The following is a 17,723-nucleotide window of genomic DNA, read 5'->3' as shown; positions in this document are numbered from 1 at the left end:
GCTCTTGTGGTGACGAAGAGGGGTGCAATTCGATGATCTTCCACGTGCTCGGCCCACTCGAGACGCACTCCTCCGCCGGTGCGGTCGTCGATCTCGGCACCCGCAAGGCCGGGACGGTGCTGGGGGTGCTTCTCCTGCACCCTAACCGCTGGGTGCGCACAGAAGACCTCGTCAGCGCGACGTGGCAGGAACATGCCGCGCCCGCGGCGGCGAAGGCGAACCTGAAGACGTACGTGTCCCAGTTGCGGCGCGCGCTGCCGCCGTTCGGCGCCGGGAACCGCATCGAGGCCCGTCCCGGCGCGTACCGGCTGCGGGTCGGCCGGGGCGAGCTCGACTCCGACCGGGCCGCCGAGCTGGCGGCGACCGCACGGGCCGCGATCGAGGCCGGTGACCACCTGACGGCGGCCGGACTGCTGGAGGACGCGCTCGCGTTGTGGCGGGGCAGGCCGTTCGAGGGCTTGGCGCTGGACGAGGCGTGCGCGGCCGCCGGTCGGCTGGACGAACTGCGCCAGGACATCGAGGAGAGCCTCGCCGAGGTGCAGCTCGCGTCCGGCAGGCGCAGCGAGGCGATCACCACCTTGCGCGAGCTGACCAGGCAGGATCCGTTGCGCGAGAACGCCTGGACGCTGCTCGTGCGGACGCTGAACGCGGCGGGCCGGCGTGGTGAGGCGGTCGCGGCCCACCGTGCCGCGCGGGCGGTGCTCGCCGCCGAGCTCGGTGTGGAACCCGGTCCCGAGCTGGCCGGCGCGCTCGCCGACGGTGCGGCGCGTCCCCGCCGGGAGCTGCCTCGCGACGTGCCGGTTTTCGTTGGCAGGACTCAGGAGCTCGCCCTGGCGCGGCGGGGTGCGCTCGTGGTGGTCGACGGGATGAGCGGTGTCGGCAAGACGGCGTTCGCCGTGCACGCGGCGCACCAGTTGGCCAGCGATTTCCCTGACGGGCAGCTGTTCGTGAACCTGCGCGCGGGTGCGGTCTCCGTTGGCGACGCGCTGGCCAGGATGCTGCGCGGGCTCGGGGTTTCCGGTGTTCCCGCGGATGTGGACGAACTGGGTGCGCTGTGGCGGTCGGAGCTGGCCTGGCGACGGGTGCTGCTCGTGCTCGACGACGCCGGTGACGCGCGACAGGTGCTGCCACTGCTGCCCGGCGACGGCCACAGCGCCGTGCTGATCACGACGCGGCAGCGCGGGTGGCGCCTGCCCGGTGAGACGCGGATCTCGTTGAAACCGTTGTGCCGCGCGGAGTCCGCGGTGCTGCTGTGGCGCGCGGCCGGTGACCGGGCGGCGCCCGCTGCCGTCGTGTCGGCTTGTGGCGGCCTGCCCAGCGCGCTGCTCGCCGCAGCCGCACGGCTGGCCAGTCGTCCTTTGTGGACCTCTGCGGAACTGGTGTCCTGGTGCGCTGAACCGGGACGGTTGTCGGAGGGGCTCACGTCTCACCTCCATGGTGCTGCGGTGCAGCGGGCGTTCCGCGCGATCGGTGCGCTGCCCCAGGAGTTCGACTGCGCGCTGGCGGCGGACCACCTCGGCGTCTGCTGGGAGGAAGCCCGTGCGCTGCTGGAGGAACTCGTCGACCAGCATCTGCTGGACACACCGGCGACCAGCCGTTACCGCAGTCACCCGCTCATGCGGGAACTGGCCGGGCGTGCGGTCCCCATCGGCCGCTTGAGGAGTGCGTGATGAGTGTCGTTGGGGTGGCAGCGAAAGTGGCGTCGGCCAGCAGCGAGGTGATGATCGCCAGGTCGTTGGCGAGTCGGTCGGCGCTGTTCGGTCAGGTCGACCACGACAACCTGCGCCGAGGTGTGCGCTACCGGGTCCTCGTGCCCGACCGCGCCCGCACCGCGCACGGTGTCTCCGCTCGGCTGGGCGCTTTGGCGCTGGCCGGGGCGGAGGTCAGGACCCTGCCGAAGGTTCCCCTGGACGCGCTGATCGTCGACCGCGCGCTGACCGTGCTGCCCGCCGAACGCGACTCGGTCGCCGCGTTCGAGCTGGCCAGCGTCGTCACGACCGCGGTCGAGCTGTTCGGGCGCATGTGGCAGGCCGCGGTGCCGTTCACCGCGCCGGTCGAGACGTCCGCCGGGGAGGTGACGGACCGGGAACGCGAGCTGCTCATGCTGCTGTTCGCGGGCTGCACCGACGAGGCGGCCGCGGCGAAGCTCAACATCTCCGTCCGCACGGTGCGCCGCACGGTGTCCCAGCTGATGGACCGGCTCGGTGCGCGCAGCCGGTTCCAGGCAGGGGCCAAGGCAGCCGACCGCGGCTGGTTGCTCGACCGCGTCGGCTGATCGTGCGCGTCCTGCTGACCGAAGACGACGAGGACACCCGGCTCGCGGTGGAAACCTCGTTGCGTGGCGCGGGTTTCGCCGTCGACGCCGCCTCCGACCTGCCGGAGGCCGACGAAGCGCTGTTCGTGAACACGTACGACTGCGTGATCTTCGATCGCGTCCTGCCGTCCGGGGACGCGCTGGACTACGTGAAGCAACGCCGGCAGGACGGTTGCGGGGCGCCGGTGCTGTTCCTGACCGGCATCGACAACCCGGTCGAGGGCCTGCCCTACGGCGACGACTACCTGGTCAAGCCGTTCGCCATGCCGGAGCTCATCGCACGGGTGCGCAGCCTGTGCCGGCTGAACGCGGTCGCGCCACCGCCGGTGCTGCGCCACGGCGACGTGGAACTGGATCTCGGCCGGCGCACCGCCACGCGCGCAGGGCGGGCGCTTCGGTTGACGGTCAAGGAGTTCGTGGTGCTGGAACGCCTGGTGGCCGCGGGCGGACGACCGGTGCGCCGCGACGACCTGATCGCGGCGGCGTGGGACGCGGAGGTGCGGCCGGCGTCGAACGTGCTGGACGTCGTCATCACCGCGCTGCGGCAGAAACTCGGTCCTCCTGCCGTGGTGCAGACCGTGCGCGGTGTCGGCTACCGCTGCAGTTGACTGGTCAGACTGCGGTGAGTTCGCGCAGTGCCGGTGTCACGTGGTCGGCCAGTTGCTCCAGGGCGCGATCGATCGCTCGGGCGTCCAGACCGCCATCCGGCCTGGCGGTGATCGCGTGCAGCTCCCCGAGACGGGCGGCGAACTGCTTCGGAGTCCACTGTGGACACGCGTGGAACAGGGCCGTGGCCGCGCGGACGGCGGCGGGCAGACCGCCCGTGCGGCGGACTACTTCGCGGACGACGTCGGCGGACGCCACAGCTCCGAACAACGTGGCGGTCTGTGCCGCGGGCAGCGGTGTCAACGTCATCGGCTCGATCGCGTCCAGGCGGAGGACACGGGTGCGAGCGGTGATCACGACCAGGCAGCCGGGGCGGCCGGGCAGCAGCGGGCGGACCTGGTCGCTGCTCGCCGCGCCGTCCAGCACCAGCAGCATCCGTCGTCCGGCCAGGTGGGCACGCCAGGCCGCCGCTCGTTCCGCGACGGTGTCCGGGATGTCGCGCACGCCGGCGGCTCGCAGCAGCCGGGCCAGCAGCACGTCCGCACCGAGTGGTTCACCGTCGGGTGCGAGGTCCACGAACAGCTGGCCGTCCGGAAACGCCCCGGCGATCCGGTGGGCGGCGTGCACCGCGAACGCGGTCTTCCCGACGCCTGGCACCCCGTCGAGCACGACCACCGGCACGCTGGTCGCGGACGACCGGCTCAGCTCGGTCAGCCTCGCCATTTCGTTGGTGCGTCCGGTGAAGTCGGGCACGTCCCTGGGCAGGTCGCTGCGGACGCGTTGGGTGGCGGGCTCTTCTGCGAGGGCGTGCCGGTGGGCTTCCGCGAGAGCTCGACCGGGATCGACTCCCAGCTCGTCGGCGAGCACCCGCCGTGCGTCGTCGTACGTCGCCAACGCCTCGCTGCGGCGGCCCGTGCGGACCAGGGCCAGCACCAGCCGGGCCCACGGTCCTTCGCGCAACGGGTCCGCCGCGGTCAGGTCGCGCAGCAGGGCGATCGCCTCGCGATGGCGCCGCACGGCGAGCAACGCGTCGGCCAGCGTCTCGCGGACCTCCCAGCGCAGTTCCTCCAGCTCCGCCACCACCGGTGCGATGACCTCGTCCGGCAGTTCGCCGAACGGCGTGCCGCGCCACAGCGCCGCCGCGGTCTCCAGGAGGTGCACTGCTTTCTGCGCATCTCCTTGCGCCATGGCCGTTCGCGCCTCGGCGGTGCGTTGCCGGAAGCACTCGACGTCCACCTCGTCGGCCTCCGCGCAGAGCCGGTACGCGCCCGTCCGCGCCTCGACTCGCGGGCCGTTCTCCGGGAGCAGGTCGTGGCGGATCTGCCAGACGTAGCTCTTGATGTTCGACAGCGCCGAGCGCGGCGGCACCCGGTCGGGCCAGATCGCCTCGATCAGCCGGTTGCAGTCGACCCACTCGCCCCTGTGCAACAGCAGCGTCGCCAGCAGTGCGGCGGGCTTGCGCGCCACCCGCCGGTTCTCGTCCAGCACTCGCGTCTCCAGCGGCCCCAGCACGCGGAACAGCATCTTCGCACCCCCGGTCTCCGTCACAGTTCGAACTGTCACAGGGGGACCATGAGGATTTGATGACACCGTCAGTTCTTGCAGGTCGCCCCGCGGATCGGCTTGGGCGGGGTTTCCAGCACGTTTGCTCCATCGGTGGCCTGGACGAGGAAGCAGTACTTGCCAGCGGCCTCCACCGGGACGCGCAGCGAGCGGTTGCGGGCCATGAGCACCTGCGGTTTCTGGTTCTCGGCCGCCACGACGACGGCGAACGTGAGACCGTCCGGGGCCTGCCAGGCCAGGTCGACATGGGTGCCGCCGTCGACCGGATCGTTGAGGGTCACCGGGTTCGCCGGGCTCGTGGTGGTGGACGCCGTGGACGCTGCCGAGCGCGGGGTGGCCGGCTGGTCGTGGACGAGGTTCGGCACGGTGACGAGCGCGGTGACGGTGGCGGCGATGCCGATGACCACGGTCCTGGCGCGAAGATGCCTGCGCTTCTCGGGAACGTCCTCGGTCTCGGGTTCGGTCTCGGGCTCGGCGGGTTCTGGTTGGGGTTCCAGCATTTCGGCGAGCTGCCGGACGACGACGCCCGCCGTCGACGGGCGGTCCGCCGGGTCCTCGGCGAGCAGGCGGCGCACCAGCTTCACCAGCTCGGCCGGGCCCTCCAGCTCGCCAGCGCCGGGAGGGAGACCCGTGAGGGCGAGGTGCAGCACACCGCCGATCCCGTACAGGTCGGACCGTTCGTCCATCGTGCCGTCGCGCCGGGTTTCCGGTGCGGTGTACTCGGTCGCGGCCGGCCGGAACGCGCGGCGCAGGGCGGTGCCGAAGTCGGCCACCACCGGCGCGCCGGACGGGTGGAACAGCACGTTGTTCGGCGTCAGTCCACCGTGGACGACACCGGCACCGTGTGCCGCGGCGACGGCCGTGGCGACCGCGTGACCCACCGCCAGTGCGTCGGGCGGGAGCAGCGCGCCGCTGTCGTTCACCAGTCCGGCCAGCGAGGCCGAGCACAGTTCCATCTGCAGCGCGGGATTGCCGTCGCCCAGCCGCACCACCTCGTCGACCGGCAGGATCGGCGCCTCGTCGCGCACCGCGGCCAGCGCCGCCTGTTCGCGGTCGAACGCGTCGAGCACCCGCTCGTCCACCGGCGGATAAGCCTTGAGCGCCAGGTACATGCCGCCGTAGACCGTTGCCACGGGGCCGGTGCCGATGAGGTCGAAGTCGTCGCTCATCACGCGCTCCTCTGTGCCACGCGGGCTGCGTTGCGCGATGCCGCCGCGGCCTCGATCGACCGGCCGGCGTGGGTCAGCACCTCGACCAGACGCAGCCAGGTGCGTTCGCGTTTCGGGTCCTCCGCGGTGAGCGCCTGCAGCAGCGTCACCGAGCCGGCGGTGTGGTCCAACGCCATCATTGCGTCCACGAGGTGGTCCAACGCTGCCCACCGCAACCGCGTCAGCCGGTCCGTTTCCGCCCGGCTGTGGTAGGTGTTCAGCGCCGCGAACGGCGTGCCGCGCCACAGGCCGGCCGCGGCGCGGAAGCAGCGGGCGGCCATCTCCGGGTCGGTGGGCAGCAGCGTCCGTCCGTTGTGGACCAGCCGCTCGAAGACGATGCTGTCCAGCTCGCCCTCGGCGATGTTGAGCCGGTACTTGCCGCCCATGCTCTCGATTCGTGCCGACGTCTCGCCGAACAGCGGTGTGCGCCGGCACAGGTCGTGCACGTGCGGCCACAGCTCCTCGGCCGGAGAGGAGGAGGTCCGGTCCGGCCACACGGCCTCGGCGAGGTTCTCTGCGCTCACCCAGTTGTTGGGGCGCAACAACAACGCCGTCAGGACGTGTTCCGACGTCCCGGCCGGGATGTCGGCCTTGCGGCCGTCCACGTGGACGACTTCGAGCGGTCCCAGCACGCGGAACAGCATTTCCGTCACCTCCCTCACCTCATTGCCTTGGCGACGCTAAAGCAGGGGTGTGCAGGAGCGGTTCATTCGCGTTGCACCCCTTCTGCACCGGCCGGTGTGACCGTCCTCGTCAGGCATCTACCGAAACGAGGGAGTCATGGAAGAGTCGGGCAGCAACCTGAAGCGTGCGGCGCTGTACGGCGTCGCGGGACTGATGACGGCCGCGCTCGGGGCGTCGGCGGTGGGCGCGCTCGCGGGGGAGGACGACAAGAAGCCGGAGCACAAGCCGGCGGCGCAGTCGGCGCCCGTCACGCCCAAGCCGACGACGCCCGCACCGGCCCCGGCGCCGAAGCCCGTTGCGCAGGCGGCCCCCGTTGCGGAACCGGTTGTGGAGCCCGTTGTACAGGCGGAGCCGGCGGTTCCGCAGCCCGTCGTGCAGCAGCGTGTTGTGCCGCCGGTGGTGCAGAAGCAGGTGGTGCAGCGACCGGTCGTGGCCGCCGTCAAGGTCGAGACGCCACCTGCGGACGCGGGGCCGTCGTCCGTCTCGAGCGCCCAGGTGCAGGTCAGCCGGGCGGGGCAGGGCTCGGTCGCCGTGCACGCGTCACCCTCGGCGCCCGCGAAGCCCGTCAAGAAGCCCTCGCCGACGGATGAGGCGCTGAAGAAGGCGAAGTCCGAGGCCACCGAGGCGAAGAAGAAGGTCAAGCACGCAGAGAAGCAGCTGGACGAGGCGAAGAAGGACTACGAGAAGAAGAAGAGCGAGGTCAAGAAGGTCCAGCAGCAGAAGAAGGAGGAGAAGAAGGCGAAGCCGAAGCCCAAGCCGCCGGTCGAGCCCGTGCTGACGGTGAAGACCTCACCGGACATGGAGAAGCGGCTGAAGGTGCACACCAGCAAGACCAAGTCCGGCCAGAAGGTCACCATCTCGGTGTCGGCGTCGGCGCACAGCGGGTGAGCGGCATGCCCACGAAGCGACTGTCGTTCGACGAGTACGGGTCCGCCGCGGTGGAGGACGAGTTCGCCGAAGACACCGAGCCGTCCTACGACTCCTACTACGTGGTGCTGCCGGAGGAGGTCTGGCAGTCCGAGGTGGACTCGCCGGTCGATGCTTTCGAAGACGCTGACGACTTCGCTGACGACTTCGACGAGGAGTTCGACGAGGACTTCGACTTCGAGCCGCCGCGGCGTGAGCCGATGAGCAGCGCCAAGGCAGGCGGCATCGGTGGGATCTCCGCGGCACTGGTGGCGGGAGCGATTCCGGCTGTGGTCGTCGACGTGCTGCCGGCCGCCCTGGCGGGTGGTCTCGCGGCCGGGCTGTTCGGCGGGCTCATGGGGCGGTGCCTGGGGGTTGAGCTGCAGCAGCGCCGGCAGCGCCGCAGGGAGGCCTAGCACAGCCGCTGAGACAAAAGCTGACGAGCGCTCACAAAGAGCGCTCGTCATTTTGTGTTTGCGGGTTGTTTTCATTTTGGTCACTCAACATTAAGGTTGTTTCCGACCGGTTGATGTGACGGCTGTCACCTGTCAGCGAAGTGTCAGCGGCGGTTTCTACGTTGGCGGCGCGGGTCGCCTGACCTGCGACGATCATGGAACTGGGGACAGTCGATGATTCGTGTCGCCCGGCAAAAATGGGGATTCGTCGTGCTTCTCGGCGCTGTCAGGAAGATTGGAATCACGGTCGCCACCATCGCGAGTGCGGGCATTCTGCTTGCCTCGCCCGCGTCGGCTGCTCAGCAGTGCGGCGATTTGCAGGGGCCGGAAGGCGGCGACCTGCCGCTGTGCAAGTCGTGGGTGTGGGACGGCAACGACTACGACGGCAAGTGGTGGACCAACGGGCCGTCGGACTTGCCGTCGCACACGTACCTGCAGCGGCGTGAGGACGGGGTCGTGAAGAACTCGTCCTACTCGGGCAGCTACAGCGACGTCAGCAAGATCTCGTTCCGCCTCTGCGACAGCCTCACTCGCCGCTGCTCCGGCTGGTGGTGAGGGCCCGGAGCCCTGCGGCGCGCCCGCCGCAGGGCTCCGGACCGCCAGAGAAGTCATCGGAGTGTTCGTGTTCATCCGAGGGGACCACGTGCGCAGACGCAAGGCTGGCATTTTCGGCTTCTTCTTCTTCTTGTTGCCCAGTGGATTCGTGAAAGTCGCCGCAGGCGGCTTCGCGGTCCTCATGGTGATGACGGCGACCACCGGTGACTCGGTCACGGGCGGGCAGTGGAACGCGTACGCGGCCTTGCACGGGCCTGGGCAGGTGTGGGGCTCAGCCGATGGCGGGGCCAGACATTTCGAGGGCAGACCGGAGAACCGGACGCTGCCCGCCAGCGTGCGGAGTCGTTACCCCAAGCAGACCTGGGATCAGCAGGTCGACAACACGATCACCGAAGCTGAGCCACCGCGAACCGAAGTCACGGGGTTCGACGAGAAGGCCAGCGAGGAGCAGCCGAACAGGCGCTCGGAGTACGAACGGGTCTACCGCAACCCCGATGGCACGGAGACGACCGAGTTCTCCTCCTCCAAGCTCAACTTCCGCGGCAAGGACGGCGCCTGGACGCCGATCGACCCGAACCTGGTGGACGACCAGGGCAACGGGTGGCGAAACGCGGCGGACGAAGTGGGCATGCGCTTCGCGCAGAAGGCCGACGCGCCCGATCTGGTCACGCTGACCGTCGACAACGATCATTCCGTGTCGTACGCGCTGGCTGGTGCCGCAGCGTCCACGCCGAAGGTCGACGGCGCCACGATCGTGTACCCGCAGGTTGCGCCCAACGTAGATCTCAAACTCGAATCCAGGCCGGGCGGAGTCAAGGAAACCCTTGTGCTGGCCGGGCCCAATGCACCGACGAGCTTCATGTTCCCGTTGCGCCTCAAGGGGCTTACGCCGCAGATCGACAACGGCCAGGTCGTCTTCAAGGACGAGAAGGGCGCGCCGCGCGCGGTCATCCCGGCCGGTGACATGGTCGACGCCAAGGGAGCGGTGTCGAAGGCCGTGTCCTACCGGCTGGTGCAGGGCGCGCTCGAACTGACCGCAGACGCCGCCTGGCTGAAGGATCCGAGCCGCGCGTTCCCGGTCGCGGTCGACCCCACCGTCGCACTGCCGGTGAGCAGTGGATCGGCGGACGCCAGCATGACCGCGGGATCGGCCGGTTCCGGTGAGCTCGCGATCGGGGCGAACGCCAACGCGTACATCAAGTTCGGCGACCTGGTCAACCGGTTGCAGTACCACACGATCTTCGGTGCCCAGCTGTGGCTGGTGAACTTCGAGGCCGAGTCCTGTCAGCCGCGCCCGGTCAGCATTCATCCGGTGACGGAGAACTGGTCGTCGGGCTCAGGGACGTATCCGGGGCCGGCGGTCGGCGGTGCGTTGGCCAGCAAGTCGTTCGCGCACGGCTACATCGCGTTCGGACAGTCGTCGTCGGCCTGCCCTCGCGCCGGCGAGCTGTTCAACCTCGGGGGCGCGGGCCGCGATCTGGTGCAGCGCTGGGTGAACGGGGAGCAGTCCAACTTCGGCCTGTCGATCCGCGGCGCCGGTGCCAAGAAGTTCACCGACCGCGGCACCGCGAACCCGCCGAAGCTCTACGTCACGCACAGCCCGTACAACGCGACCTACAAGCTGACCGACCCGCGGCCGAACCCGCCGGTGCTGCAGAACCAGAACGGCAAGGTCAAGATCCAGGTCACCAACAAGAGCGCCGCGGCCTGGGCTCCCGGTGACTACTACCTGGCGTACCGCGCGTACAAGGCCGACGGCAGTGCGTTCGGGCAGCAGCGCGCGGCGAACCTGACCACCACGGTTCAGCGCAACGGCAAGGTGACGCTCGACGCGACCATCAAAGCGATGCCGCCGGGCAAGTACTTCCTCGACTTCACCATGGTCAAGACCGGCGGACCGGTGTTCACCGACCACCAGGTCCCGCCCGGCCGGATCGTGCTGCAGGTCTTCGACATCCCGCCGGTGCTGCAGGAACTGTTCCCGCCCAACGGATACCAGGCGCCGACGCTGACCCCGCAGCTGTGGGCCAGAGCGCTGGACGTCGACGCGCCGCCGAGCTCGACGCTGCAGTTCAAGTTCGAGATCTGCGAACGGGACGCGGCCGGCAAGCCGATCAACTGCACGAACTCCGGTTACGGGACAAAGACCGCTTGGCCGGTTCCCTCCGGCACGCTCAGCTGGACCAAGGCGTACATGTGGCGCGCGTTCGTGAAGGACGCCACCACCGAGGTGCCGTCGCCGTACTCGGTGCTGCTCGCGAACGTGCCGCAGCCCGAGATCACCGCTCGTGTGTCGTCTTCCCCCAACGGCATGCAGGAGCAGGACTTCGACCCGCAGACCGGCAACTTCACCACCTCCGCGGTCGACGCGACCGTGGGCACGGCCGGGCCGCAGTTGTCGGTGGCCAGGACGTACAACAGCATCGACCCGCGCAGGGACGGTCTGTTCGGCGCGGGCTGGACCACCGTCTTCGACATGAAGGTCGTGCCCGACGACGACGGCTCCGGCAGCGTCGTCGTGACCTACCCGGACGGGCAGACCGTCCGATTCGGACGCAACGCCAACGGAACCTATGTCGCGCCGGGCGGCCGGACTGCCTCGCTGACGCAGGACGCCACGTCGTGGAAGCTGCTGGACAAGTCCGGCACGACCTACCAGTTCGCGCTGACAGGCAAGCTGTCGAAGATCACCGACGTGTCCAACCGGTCGGTCGTGCTGACCTACCAGGACGGCAAGCTCCGCAAGGCGCAGGTGGCCAACAGCCAGACCAACACCGCCGGGCGGTCGCTCACCTTCACCTGGACCGGCAACCACGTCACCAAGGTCGACACCGACCCGGTCGACGGCGCCGCGCTGAGCTGGTCCTACAGCTACACCGGCGACCTGCTGAACAAGGTGTGCGGACCGACGCCGGGCTGCACGAACTACGAGTACGGCGCCGGTTCGCACTACCGCAGCTCCGTGCTCGACTCGCGGCCGGAGTCGTACTGGCGGCTGGGTGAGGACGAGGGCACCGCGGCGGCGAGCGAGGTCGCGGTCAACCTCGGCAAGGACACCGGCACCTACAAGAACGTCACCCTGGGCGCCGCCGGCCAGTTCGCCGGCACGACCGACACCGCCGCGTCCTTCAACGGCACGACGTCCACAGTGGACCTGCCCAAGGGCACGGTGAAGAAGAGCAGGGACGGCGCGATCGAGCTGTGGTTCAAGAACTCGATCACCGGCTCCGGCGGTCCGCTGATCGGCTACCAGGACAAGGCGCTGGGCTCGGCGAGCACCACCGGTGTCCCGGTGCTGTACGTCGGCAGGGACGGCAAGCTGCGCGGCCAGTTCGGGACCGGCTCGATCAACCCGATCACCACGTCCACCCCGGTCAACGAGGTGGGGAAGTGGCACCACGTGGTGCTGTCGTCGATGGGGTCGACCCAGACGCTGTACCTGGACGGGGTGAAGGTCGGTGAGCTGACCGGCAAGACGATCGACCACACCCTGCTGACGTTCAACCAGATCGGTGCCGCCTACGCGAGCACTCCCGGCTCGTGGCCCGAGTGGGGCACGACGGCCCAGCGGTCCTACGACGGCCTGATCGACGAGGTCGCGATCTACTCCGGCCCGCTCGGCCCGGCCTCGGTCCTGGCCCACTACAAGGCCGCGACCGCGCAGGCCGACCTGCTGAGCAAGGTCACCCTGCCCAGTGGCCGGGTCGACGCACTCGCCACGTACGACGTCGGGCGTGACCGCGTCAAGCAGTACACCGACGAGAACGGCGGTGTGTGGAAGGTCGGCGCCCCAACGGTTTACGGCGGCGACACCGACCTGCGCCGCAGCGTCGAGGTGCTCGACCCGGGCAACCGCACCAGCCTGTACGAGTTCGACGCGATCAGCGGGCAACTGCTGCGCCTCGGCCAGCCGCTGGGCATGGAGGCACGGCCGGAGGACAAGCCGGGCGAGCCCACCGAGACCCCGCCGGCTCCCGTGCGGCAGTGCACCCAGCCGGACGCCAACGACCCGGCGTTCTGCACCGTCATCCCCGACGACTCCGGCGGACCCGTGTTCGTCCGGTACGGAGTGGACGGTGTCAGCATCCGCACGTTCGAGTACAACGACGACGGCGTGCTCACCACGGTCCGGGACGAGAACGGCAACCCGACCACGATGACGTACGACGCCCGCGGCAACGTCACCTCGACGAAGACCTGCCGCGACACCGACGCCAACCAGTGCCAGACGTCGTACAAGTCCTACCCGGCAACGGTCACCAACCTCTACGACCCGCGCAACAACCTGCCGACCGAGAGCAGGGACGCGCGTTCGGCGAGCGCGACGGACACCACCTACCGGACCCAGTACACGTACCACTCGAGCGGTCAGCTCGCGACGCAGACGACGCCTGACGGAGCGCAGACCTCGTACCGGTACACGACGGGCAGTGAAGGCGCGGTCGGCGGTGGTACCCAGCCCGCCGGGCTCGTCGACTCGGTCACCAACGCCCGCGGCAAGATCACGAAGTACAACTACTTCGCCAACGGCGACCTGGCGCGGGTGACCGAGCCGTCCGGGCGCTCGACCGAGTACACCTACGACTCGATCGGCCGGATGATCTCCAAGAAGGACATCTCCGACAGCTACCCCGCCGGTGTGGTGACCACCTACAGCTACGACGGCATGTCCCGGTTGCGCACCACGACCTTGCCGGGCACCACGAACGCGGTCACGAACGTCAAGCACCAGAAGCGGATCATCAACACCTACGACCCGGACGGCAACGTCGTGTCGGTCGAGGAGGCCGACGCACTGGGCAACGACGAGATCCGCACCACCTCGTCGACCTTCGACGACCACGGCCGTGCGATCACCACCACGGACCCGGAAGGCGGCCGGACCACCTTCGACTACGACGCCTTCGGCAACATCACGTCCACGACGGACCCGAACGGCAACCGGTACGACTACGCGTACACCGCGCGCAACGCGCTCGCCGAGGTCCGGCTGCGGGACTGGCGCAGTGACCCGGAAGGCACTCCCGCTCCGTCGACCGGTGACCACCTGGTGCTCAAGGCGTTCAGCTACGACTTCGCGGGCCGGCTCGCCAGCGAGACCGACGCGATGGGGCGACGCACGGAGTTCCAGTACTTCGACGACGGCCTGCTCTCCAAGGCCGTGCTCAAGAAGTTCCGCAACCCGGACGGCACCACCCGTGACTACGTGCTGGAGGACAACACCTACGACGCCGCCGGCAACCCGATCAAGCAGGCCAGGAACAACGGCAAGACCGTCAAGGCCAGCACCTACGACAGGCTGGGCCGCGTCCTGACGTCCACAGTGGACCCGAACGGCCTGATGCGCAGCACGTCGTTCACCTACGACGGCAACGGGAACGTCAAGACCGTCACGACCACCGGCAAGCCGTCGAACGTCCCCTGGGTCACCGGCAACAACCAGGAGCAGGTGACCTACGACTACGACGACGCCGACAACCTCGTCCAGGAGAGCGTCGCCAACGGCACGGTTTCCAGGGTCACCAAGACGAGGTACGACCAGCGAGGGCTGGCAACGTCGACCGTCAACCCCCGCGGCAACGTCACCGGGGCCGACCCGAACGCGTTCACCGCACGGCTGACCTACGACGAAATCGGCCAGTTGATCACCTCGACCGCGGCACCGCTGTCCGTGGAGAGCGGCGGCCAGCCGGCGAGCACGGTCACGCCGACCGCGACGACCGGGTACAACACGTTCGGCGAGATCACCGACTACAAGGACGAGCTGGGCAACATCTCGCGCACGACCTACGACCGCAACGGCCGGACGACGAGCTCGGTCAAGCCGTCCTACCGGGCACCCGGTGCGACGCAGGCCGCCACGCCGACGACCTTCACCAAGTACGACGGCAACAGCAACATCGTCGAGATGAAGGACCCGCGCGGCAACATCACGCGGACCACCTACGACCAGCTGAACCGGGTCGCGAAGGTCGACACCCCTGCTGCGACCAACGACGAGCGTGCCGTCACGACGTTCGGCTACACCCGGTCCGGGCAGGTCATGTCCATTGTGGACGCGACCGGGATCAGGACCGAGGCCACCTACGACGACCTCGACCGCCAGGTGACGGCCACCTCGATCGAGCGCACCCCGGTCGCGGGCGCGTTCACCAGCAGGGTCGGCTTCGACGACGCCGGCAACGTGGTCAGCGAGGTCTCGCCGAAGCAAGCGACGACCACCTACACGTTCGACACGCTCGACCAGGTCACCAAGTCGGTCGACCCGAACGGCGTGCCGTTCCAGTACGGGTACGACTTCGCCGGACGCACCGTCCGCGCTGTCGACGCACAGGGCCGCACCTCCCAGGTGGTCTACGACCTGTTCGGTCAGCGGACCGCGGACAACGTGCTGAAGGCCGACGGGTCGACGTTGCGGAGCACGACCTACGGCTATGACCCGGCCGGGAACCTGATCACCGTCACGGACCCGAACCAGACCGTGCGGACCTACACCTACAACTCGGCCAACCAGCTGGTCAACCAGGTGGAACCGGTGGCCGACAACAGGTCCATCACCAGCTCGTACGGTGTGGACGCGGCCGGCAACCGGACCCGCTACACCGACGGCCGCGGCAACTCGACGATCACCACGTACAACACCCTCGGCCTGCCCGAGTCCACGATCGACCCGCCGACCTCGGCGCATCCCGGTGCCGCGGACCGGACCTGGACGACGAGCTACGACGAGAACGGCAACCCCGTCCAGCTGACGGCGCCGGGAGGCGTTGTCACCAAACGGGACTACGACGCGGCGAACCGGCCCAAGTCCGAAACCGGTACGGGTGCCGAGGTGCAGACCGCGACGACGACGTACGGCTACGACCTGTCCAGCCGGCTCAGGTCGGTGAGCGCGGTGGGTGGCACGAACACCTACACGTACGACGACCGCGGGCACCTCCTCACCACGGCAGGTCCCGGTGGGGTCGCGGAGTACCGATACGACGAGGACGGCAGCGTCGTCAGCCGCAAGGACGCCGCCGGAACCGCGACGTACGGCTACGACAAGGGCCGGCTGGACACCGTGGTCGACGGCCTCACCGGCGCGGGCCAGAAGTTCGGCTACGACAACACCGGAGCGGTCAAGACGATCGACTTCGGCGCGAGCCGCAAGCGCACCCTCGGCTACGACGACTTCGGCAGACTGAGCTCGGACGTCCTGACGAACTCCGCCAACGCCACGGTCGCGTCGACGACGTACGGGTACAACCTCACCGACACGATCGCCAGCCGGACCACGACGGGTGTCGCGGGTGCCGGTACCACGACCTACGACTACGACAAGGGACTCCGCCTCAAGAGCAGCACGGTCGGCGGCGTGACCACCGGCTACGAGTGGGACGACGCCGGCAACCGAACCAAGATCGGGTCGAAGTCGTCCACGTTCGACGAGCGGAACCGGCTTCTGTCCGACGGCGACAGCACTTACGCGTACTCGCCGCGAGGAACGTTGCGGTCGAAGACGACGGGGTCGCAGACCCAGCAGGTCAGCTTCGACGCGCTCGACCGGATGATCGCCAACGGGGCGCAGACCTACGCCTACGACGGCTTCGACCGGGTGGCCACCCGCAACGGCACGACCTTCACCTACGCGGGCCAGAACGACGAGGTCGTCTCGGACGGCACCGAGACGTTCGCCCGCGGTCCGCGTGACGAACTGATGGCGACCAGCCGCGGTGGCACCAAGCGACTGTCCCTTTCGGACTCGCACGGCGATGTCGTCGGCGGTTTCGACCCCGCCGACAACGCGCTCGGCGCGCTGCCGGACTCGACCACGTACGACCCGTTCGGCAAGGTGGCCGCGAAGACCGGCAACACCGGCGCGCTCGGCTTCCAGGGCGACTGGACCGACCAGGCGACCGGTCAGGTCGACATGGGCGCACGCTGGTACGACCCCGGCACGGGCGGATTCGTCTCCCGGGACGACGTCGACACCAGTGGTGGTTCGGCGGTGAACGCCAACCGGTACGGCTACGGCGCCGGAGACCCGGTGTCCAACACCGATCCCACCGGCCATCTGTGTGATCCGAAGAAGTACCAGGTGTGTGCTCCGCGTCAGACGCAGCCCCCCACGCCTCCCAAGAAGTCGTGGTGGTCGGGCATCGGCAAGCGCGTGAAGTGGGGCATCGGCCGGGCGTCGATCCCGGCCTGGGCGGCGTGGCAGGTGCTCAAGCCGACGCCGCTGGGCGACTCCTCGTGCACCGGCCGGTACGGCATGACGTGCGACAAGTTCTTCAACCTGCCGAAGAACCCGACCGTGCGCGAGCAGTTCTGCGACACGCACGCATGGACGAAGCAATGTGGTGGTGGCGGCGATTCTCCGTGGGCCAGGGCGCTCCCGGACGCGGAAACCGGCAACGACACCGATGGTGACGGCGATGTCGACGCGCAGGACGACGCCGCGGCCCGCGCCGAGGCCGAGCGGATCGCCGCCTACCTGAGGGCGAAGGCGATCTCCGACAAGGCGCGTGCCGACAACGCACACGCGGCCAAGCACACGCCGATCGCGGTGGACCCCGGCGCGACCAAGCCGATCCTGCTGACGCCCCAACAGGTGTCGTCCACACCGAAGGCACCGGCCGGGAAGGTCGGGACGGCGCGGGACGTCGTCAACGACGCACGGGCCGACGCGGACGAGATCTACCAGCGGGCGCTGAAGCGGGCCGGTCAGTTCCTGCACACCGTGTCCTCGGCGTCCCGGGCTGTCGTGGTAACGATCGAGGGCACCCAGGAACGCCAGCGGCTGATCCCCGACCAGCACCAGCGGGACCGGCGGGACTGCCGCCAGGCGCTGCCGACGCCGAACTACATGCCGGTGGACGCAGATCACGGCAACCGAGCGACCGGTGTCGAGGCGTGTGTCACCAAGAAGCACGGCGAGAACAAGGCAAAGCGTGGTCCGGGTTACAAGTGGACCCAGGACTACGTATCGCAGAACTACGGCGTGACGGCGTCCAAGACGATCAACTCGTGTCATCTTCTCGCAGCTGTGCTCGGAGGTGCGGGGAACAGGAGCGAGAACGTCGCGACCTGCAGCCGGGCCGCGAACACCTTCGTCAGGGGCGACGGCCGGGTCGAGGACAACATGCGGGCGTTCGAAAAGCGCGCGGCCGACGCGGTCGCAGACGGCCAGATCGTCTACTACAAGGTGGTTCCGCAGTACGCGGGCGACCGCACGGTTCCGGTGGCGTTCGAGATGACCGCCGAGGGCTTCTACAAGGACGGCCGTCCCGGCGGGATCAACCGGCACGAGGTCGTGCCCAACGTCCTCTACAACCCACGAGCTCCCGGGGGCAACTCCCTTGGCATGCCCAACCTCGGGCTGCTCAACGACAGCCAGGGAAATCCCGCGCCAATCAAGAACACAAAGTAGAGAGAGTGACGCCGTGTTCA

Annotated in this window: 11 protein-coding genes; 7 read left to right on the top strand and 4 right to left on the bottom strand. The window is 69.1% G+C overall.

Features of this window, described 5'->3' with window-relative positions; all coding sequences use genetic code 11:
* Positions 1 to 32: 32 nt before the first annotated feature.
* From DI276_RS20340 to DI276_RS20330, 3 genes are read left to right on the top strand one after another with little or no spacing between them, the layout of a single operon-like run.
* The gene (locus DI276_RS20340; protein ID WP_112265663.1) at positions 33 to 1,670 is read left to right on the top strand and encodes an AfsR/SARP family transcriptional regulator; all 1,638 of its coding nucleotides are present in this window, start codon (positions 33 to 35) and stop codon (positions 1,668 to 1,670) included.
* Positions 1,670 to 2,275, top strand: a complete 606-nt coding sequence (locus DI276_RS20335) for a helix-turn-helix transcriptional regulator (RefSeq protein WP_112265661.1) — start codon at positions 1,670 to 1,672, stop codon at positions 2,273 to 2,275. The genes DI276_RS20340 and DI276_RS20335 overlap by 1 nt, the downstream gene beginning before the upstream one ends.
* Positions 2,276 to 2,277: 2 nt before the next feature.
* The gene (locus tag DI276_RS20330) at positions 2,278 to 2,922 is read left to right on the top strand and encodes a winged helix-turn-helix domain-containing protein (protein WP_112265659.1); all 645 of its coding nucleotides are present in this window, start codon (positions 2,278 to 2,280) and stop codon (positions 2,920 to 2,922) included.
* Between the two features lie 4 nt (positions 2,923 to 2,926).
* Here the strand turns inward: DI276_RS20330 and DI276_RS20325 are convergent, their stop codons facing one another.
* The 3 genes from DI276_RS20325 to DI276_RS20315 are packed head-to-tail and all read right to left on the bottom strand — an operon-like array spanning position 2,927 to position 6,335.
* Positions 2,927 to 4,468, bottom strand: coding sequence for an AfsR/SARP family transcriptional regulator (locus tag DI276_RS20325; RefSeq protein WP_112265657.1), 1,542 nt, complete (start codon positions 4,466 to 4,468; stop codon positions 2,927 to 2,929).
* Positions 4,469 to 4,512: 44 nt separating this feature from the next.
* Positions 4,513 to 5,652 carry a protein kinase domain-containing protein gene (locus tag DI276_RS20320; RefSeq protein ID WP_112265655.1) on the bottom strand — a complete coding sequence of 380 codons (1,140 nt, stop codon included), beginning with the start codon at positions 5,650 to 5,652 and terminating at the stop codon, positions 4,513 to 4,515.
* Positions 5,652 to 6,335, bottom strand: coding sequence for an AfsR/SARP family transcriptional regulator (locus tag DI276_RS20315; RefSeq protein WP_112265653.1), 684 nt, complete (start codon positions 6,333 to 6,335; stop codon positions 5,652 to 5,654). Before DI276_RS20315 ends, DI276_RS20320 begins: the two co-directional genes overlap by 1 nt.
* 136 nt (positions 6,336 to 6,471) lie before the next feature.
* On the opposite strand from DI276_RS20315, the gene DI276_RS20310 reads away from it, so the two are divergent.
* Both DI276_RS20310 and DI276_RS20305 read left to right on the top strand, forming a co-directional pair.
* The gene (locus DI276_RS20310; RefSeq protein ID WP_112265652.1) at positions 6,472 to 7,263 is read left to right on the top strand and encodes a hypothetical protein; all 792 of its coding nucleotides are present in this window, start codon (positions 6,472 to 6,474) and stop codon (positions 7,261 to 7,263) included.
* A gap of 5 nt (positions 7,264 to 7,268) precedes the next feature.
* A complete protein-coding gene (locus tag DI276_RS20305) occupies positions 7,269 to 7,697 on the top strand; it encodes a hypothetical protein (RefSeq protein WP_157984825.1) in 429 nt (142 codons plus the stop codon).
* Between the two features lie 31 nt (positions 7,698 to 7,728).
* Here DI276_RS20305 and DI276_RS50090 read toward each other — a convergent pair whose 3' ends face one another.
* On the bottom strand, positions 7,729 to 7,893 hold the full coding sequence (locus tag DI276_RS50090) for a hypothetical protein (RefSeq protein ID WP_157984824.1): 165 nt from the start codon (positions 7,891 to 7,893) through the stop codon (positions 7,729 to 7,731).
* A gap of 53 nt (positions 7,894 to 7,946) precedes the next feature.
* Between DI276_RS50090 and DI276_RS20300 the strand changes: the two genes are divergently transcribed.
* On the top strand, positions 7,947 to 8,291 hold the full coding sequence (locus DI276_RS20300; RefSeq protein ID WP_232836780.1) for a hypothetical protein: 345 nt from the start codon (positions 7,947 to 7,949) through the stop codon (positions 8,289 to 8,291).
* A gap of 88 nt (positions 8,292 to 8,379) precedes the next feature.
* Positions 8,380 to 17,703 carry an RHS repeat-associated core domain-containing protein gene (locus tag DI276_RS20295; protein ID WP_157984823.1) on the top strand — a complete coding sequence of 3,108 codons (9,324 nt, stop codon included), beginning with the start codon at positions 8,380 to 8,382 and terminating at the stop codon, positions 17,701 to 17,703.
* The last annotated feature ends 20 nt before the right edge of the window (positions 17,704 to 17,723 follow it).

Source organism: Lentzea terrae, assembly GCF_003265345.1.
Taxonomy (GTDB): Bacteria; Actinomycetota; Actinomycetes; order Mycobacteriales; family Pseudonocardiaceae; genus Lentzea; species Lentzea terrae.
This window is presented reverse-complemented; position numbering and strand designations above follow the sequence as displayed.

Bases quoted from the DNA above. Each gene is read 5' to 3' on its own strand.
- DI276_RS20340 (WP_112265663.1), top strand. From the start codon at position 33: ATGATCTTCCACGTGCTCGGCCCACTCGAGACGCACTCCTCCGCCGGT.
- DI276_RS20335 (WP_112265661.1), top strand. From the start codon at position 1,670: ATGAGTGTCGTTGGGGTGGCAGCGAAAGTGGCGTCGGCCAGCAGCGAG.
- DI276_RS20320 (WP_112265655.1), bottom strand. From the start codon at position 5,652: ATGAGCGACGACTTCGACCTCATCGGCACCGGCCCCGTGGCAACGGTC.
- DI276_RS20315 (WP_112265653.1), bottom strand. From the start codon at position 6,335: ATGCTGTTCCGCGTGCTGGGACCGCTCGAAGTCGTCCACGTGGACGGC.
- DI276_RS20310 (WP_112265652.1), top strand. From the start codon at position 6,472: ATGGAAGAGTCGGGCAGCAACCTGAAGCGTGCGGCGCTGTACGGCGTC.
- DI276_RS20305 (WP_157984825.1), top strand. From the start codon at position 7,269: ATGCCCACGAAGCGACTGTCGTTCGACGAGTACGGGTCCGCCGCGGTG.
- DI276_RS50090 (WP_157984824.1), bottom strand. From the start codon at position 7,893: ATGATCGTCGCAGGTCAGGCGACCCGCGCCGCCAACGTAGAAACCGCC.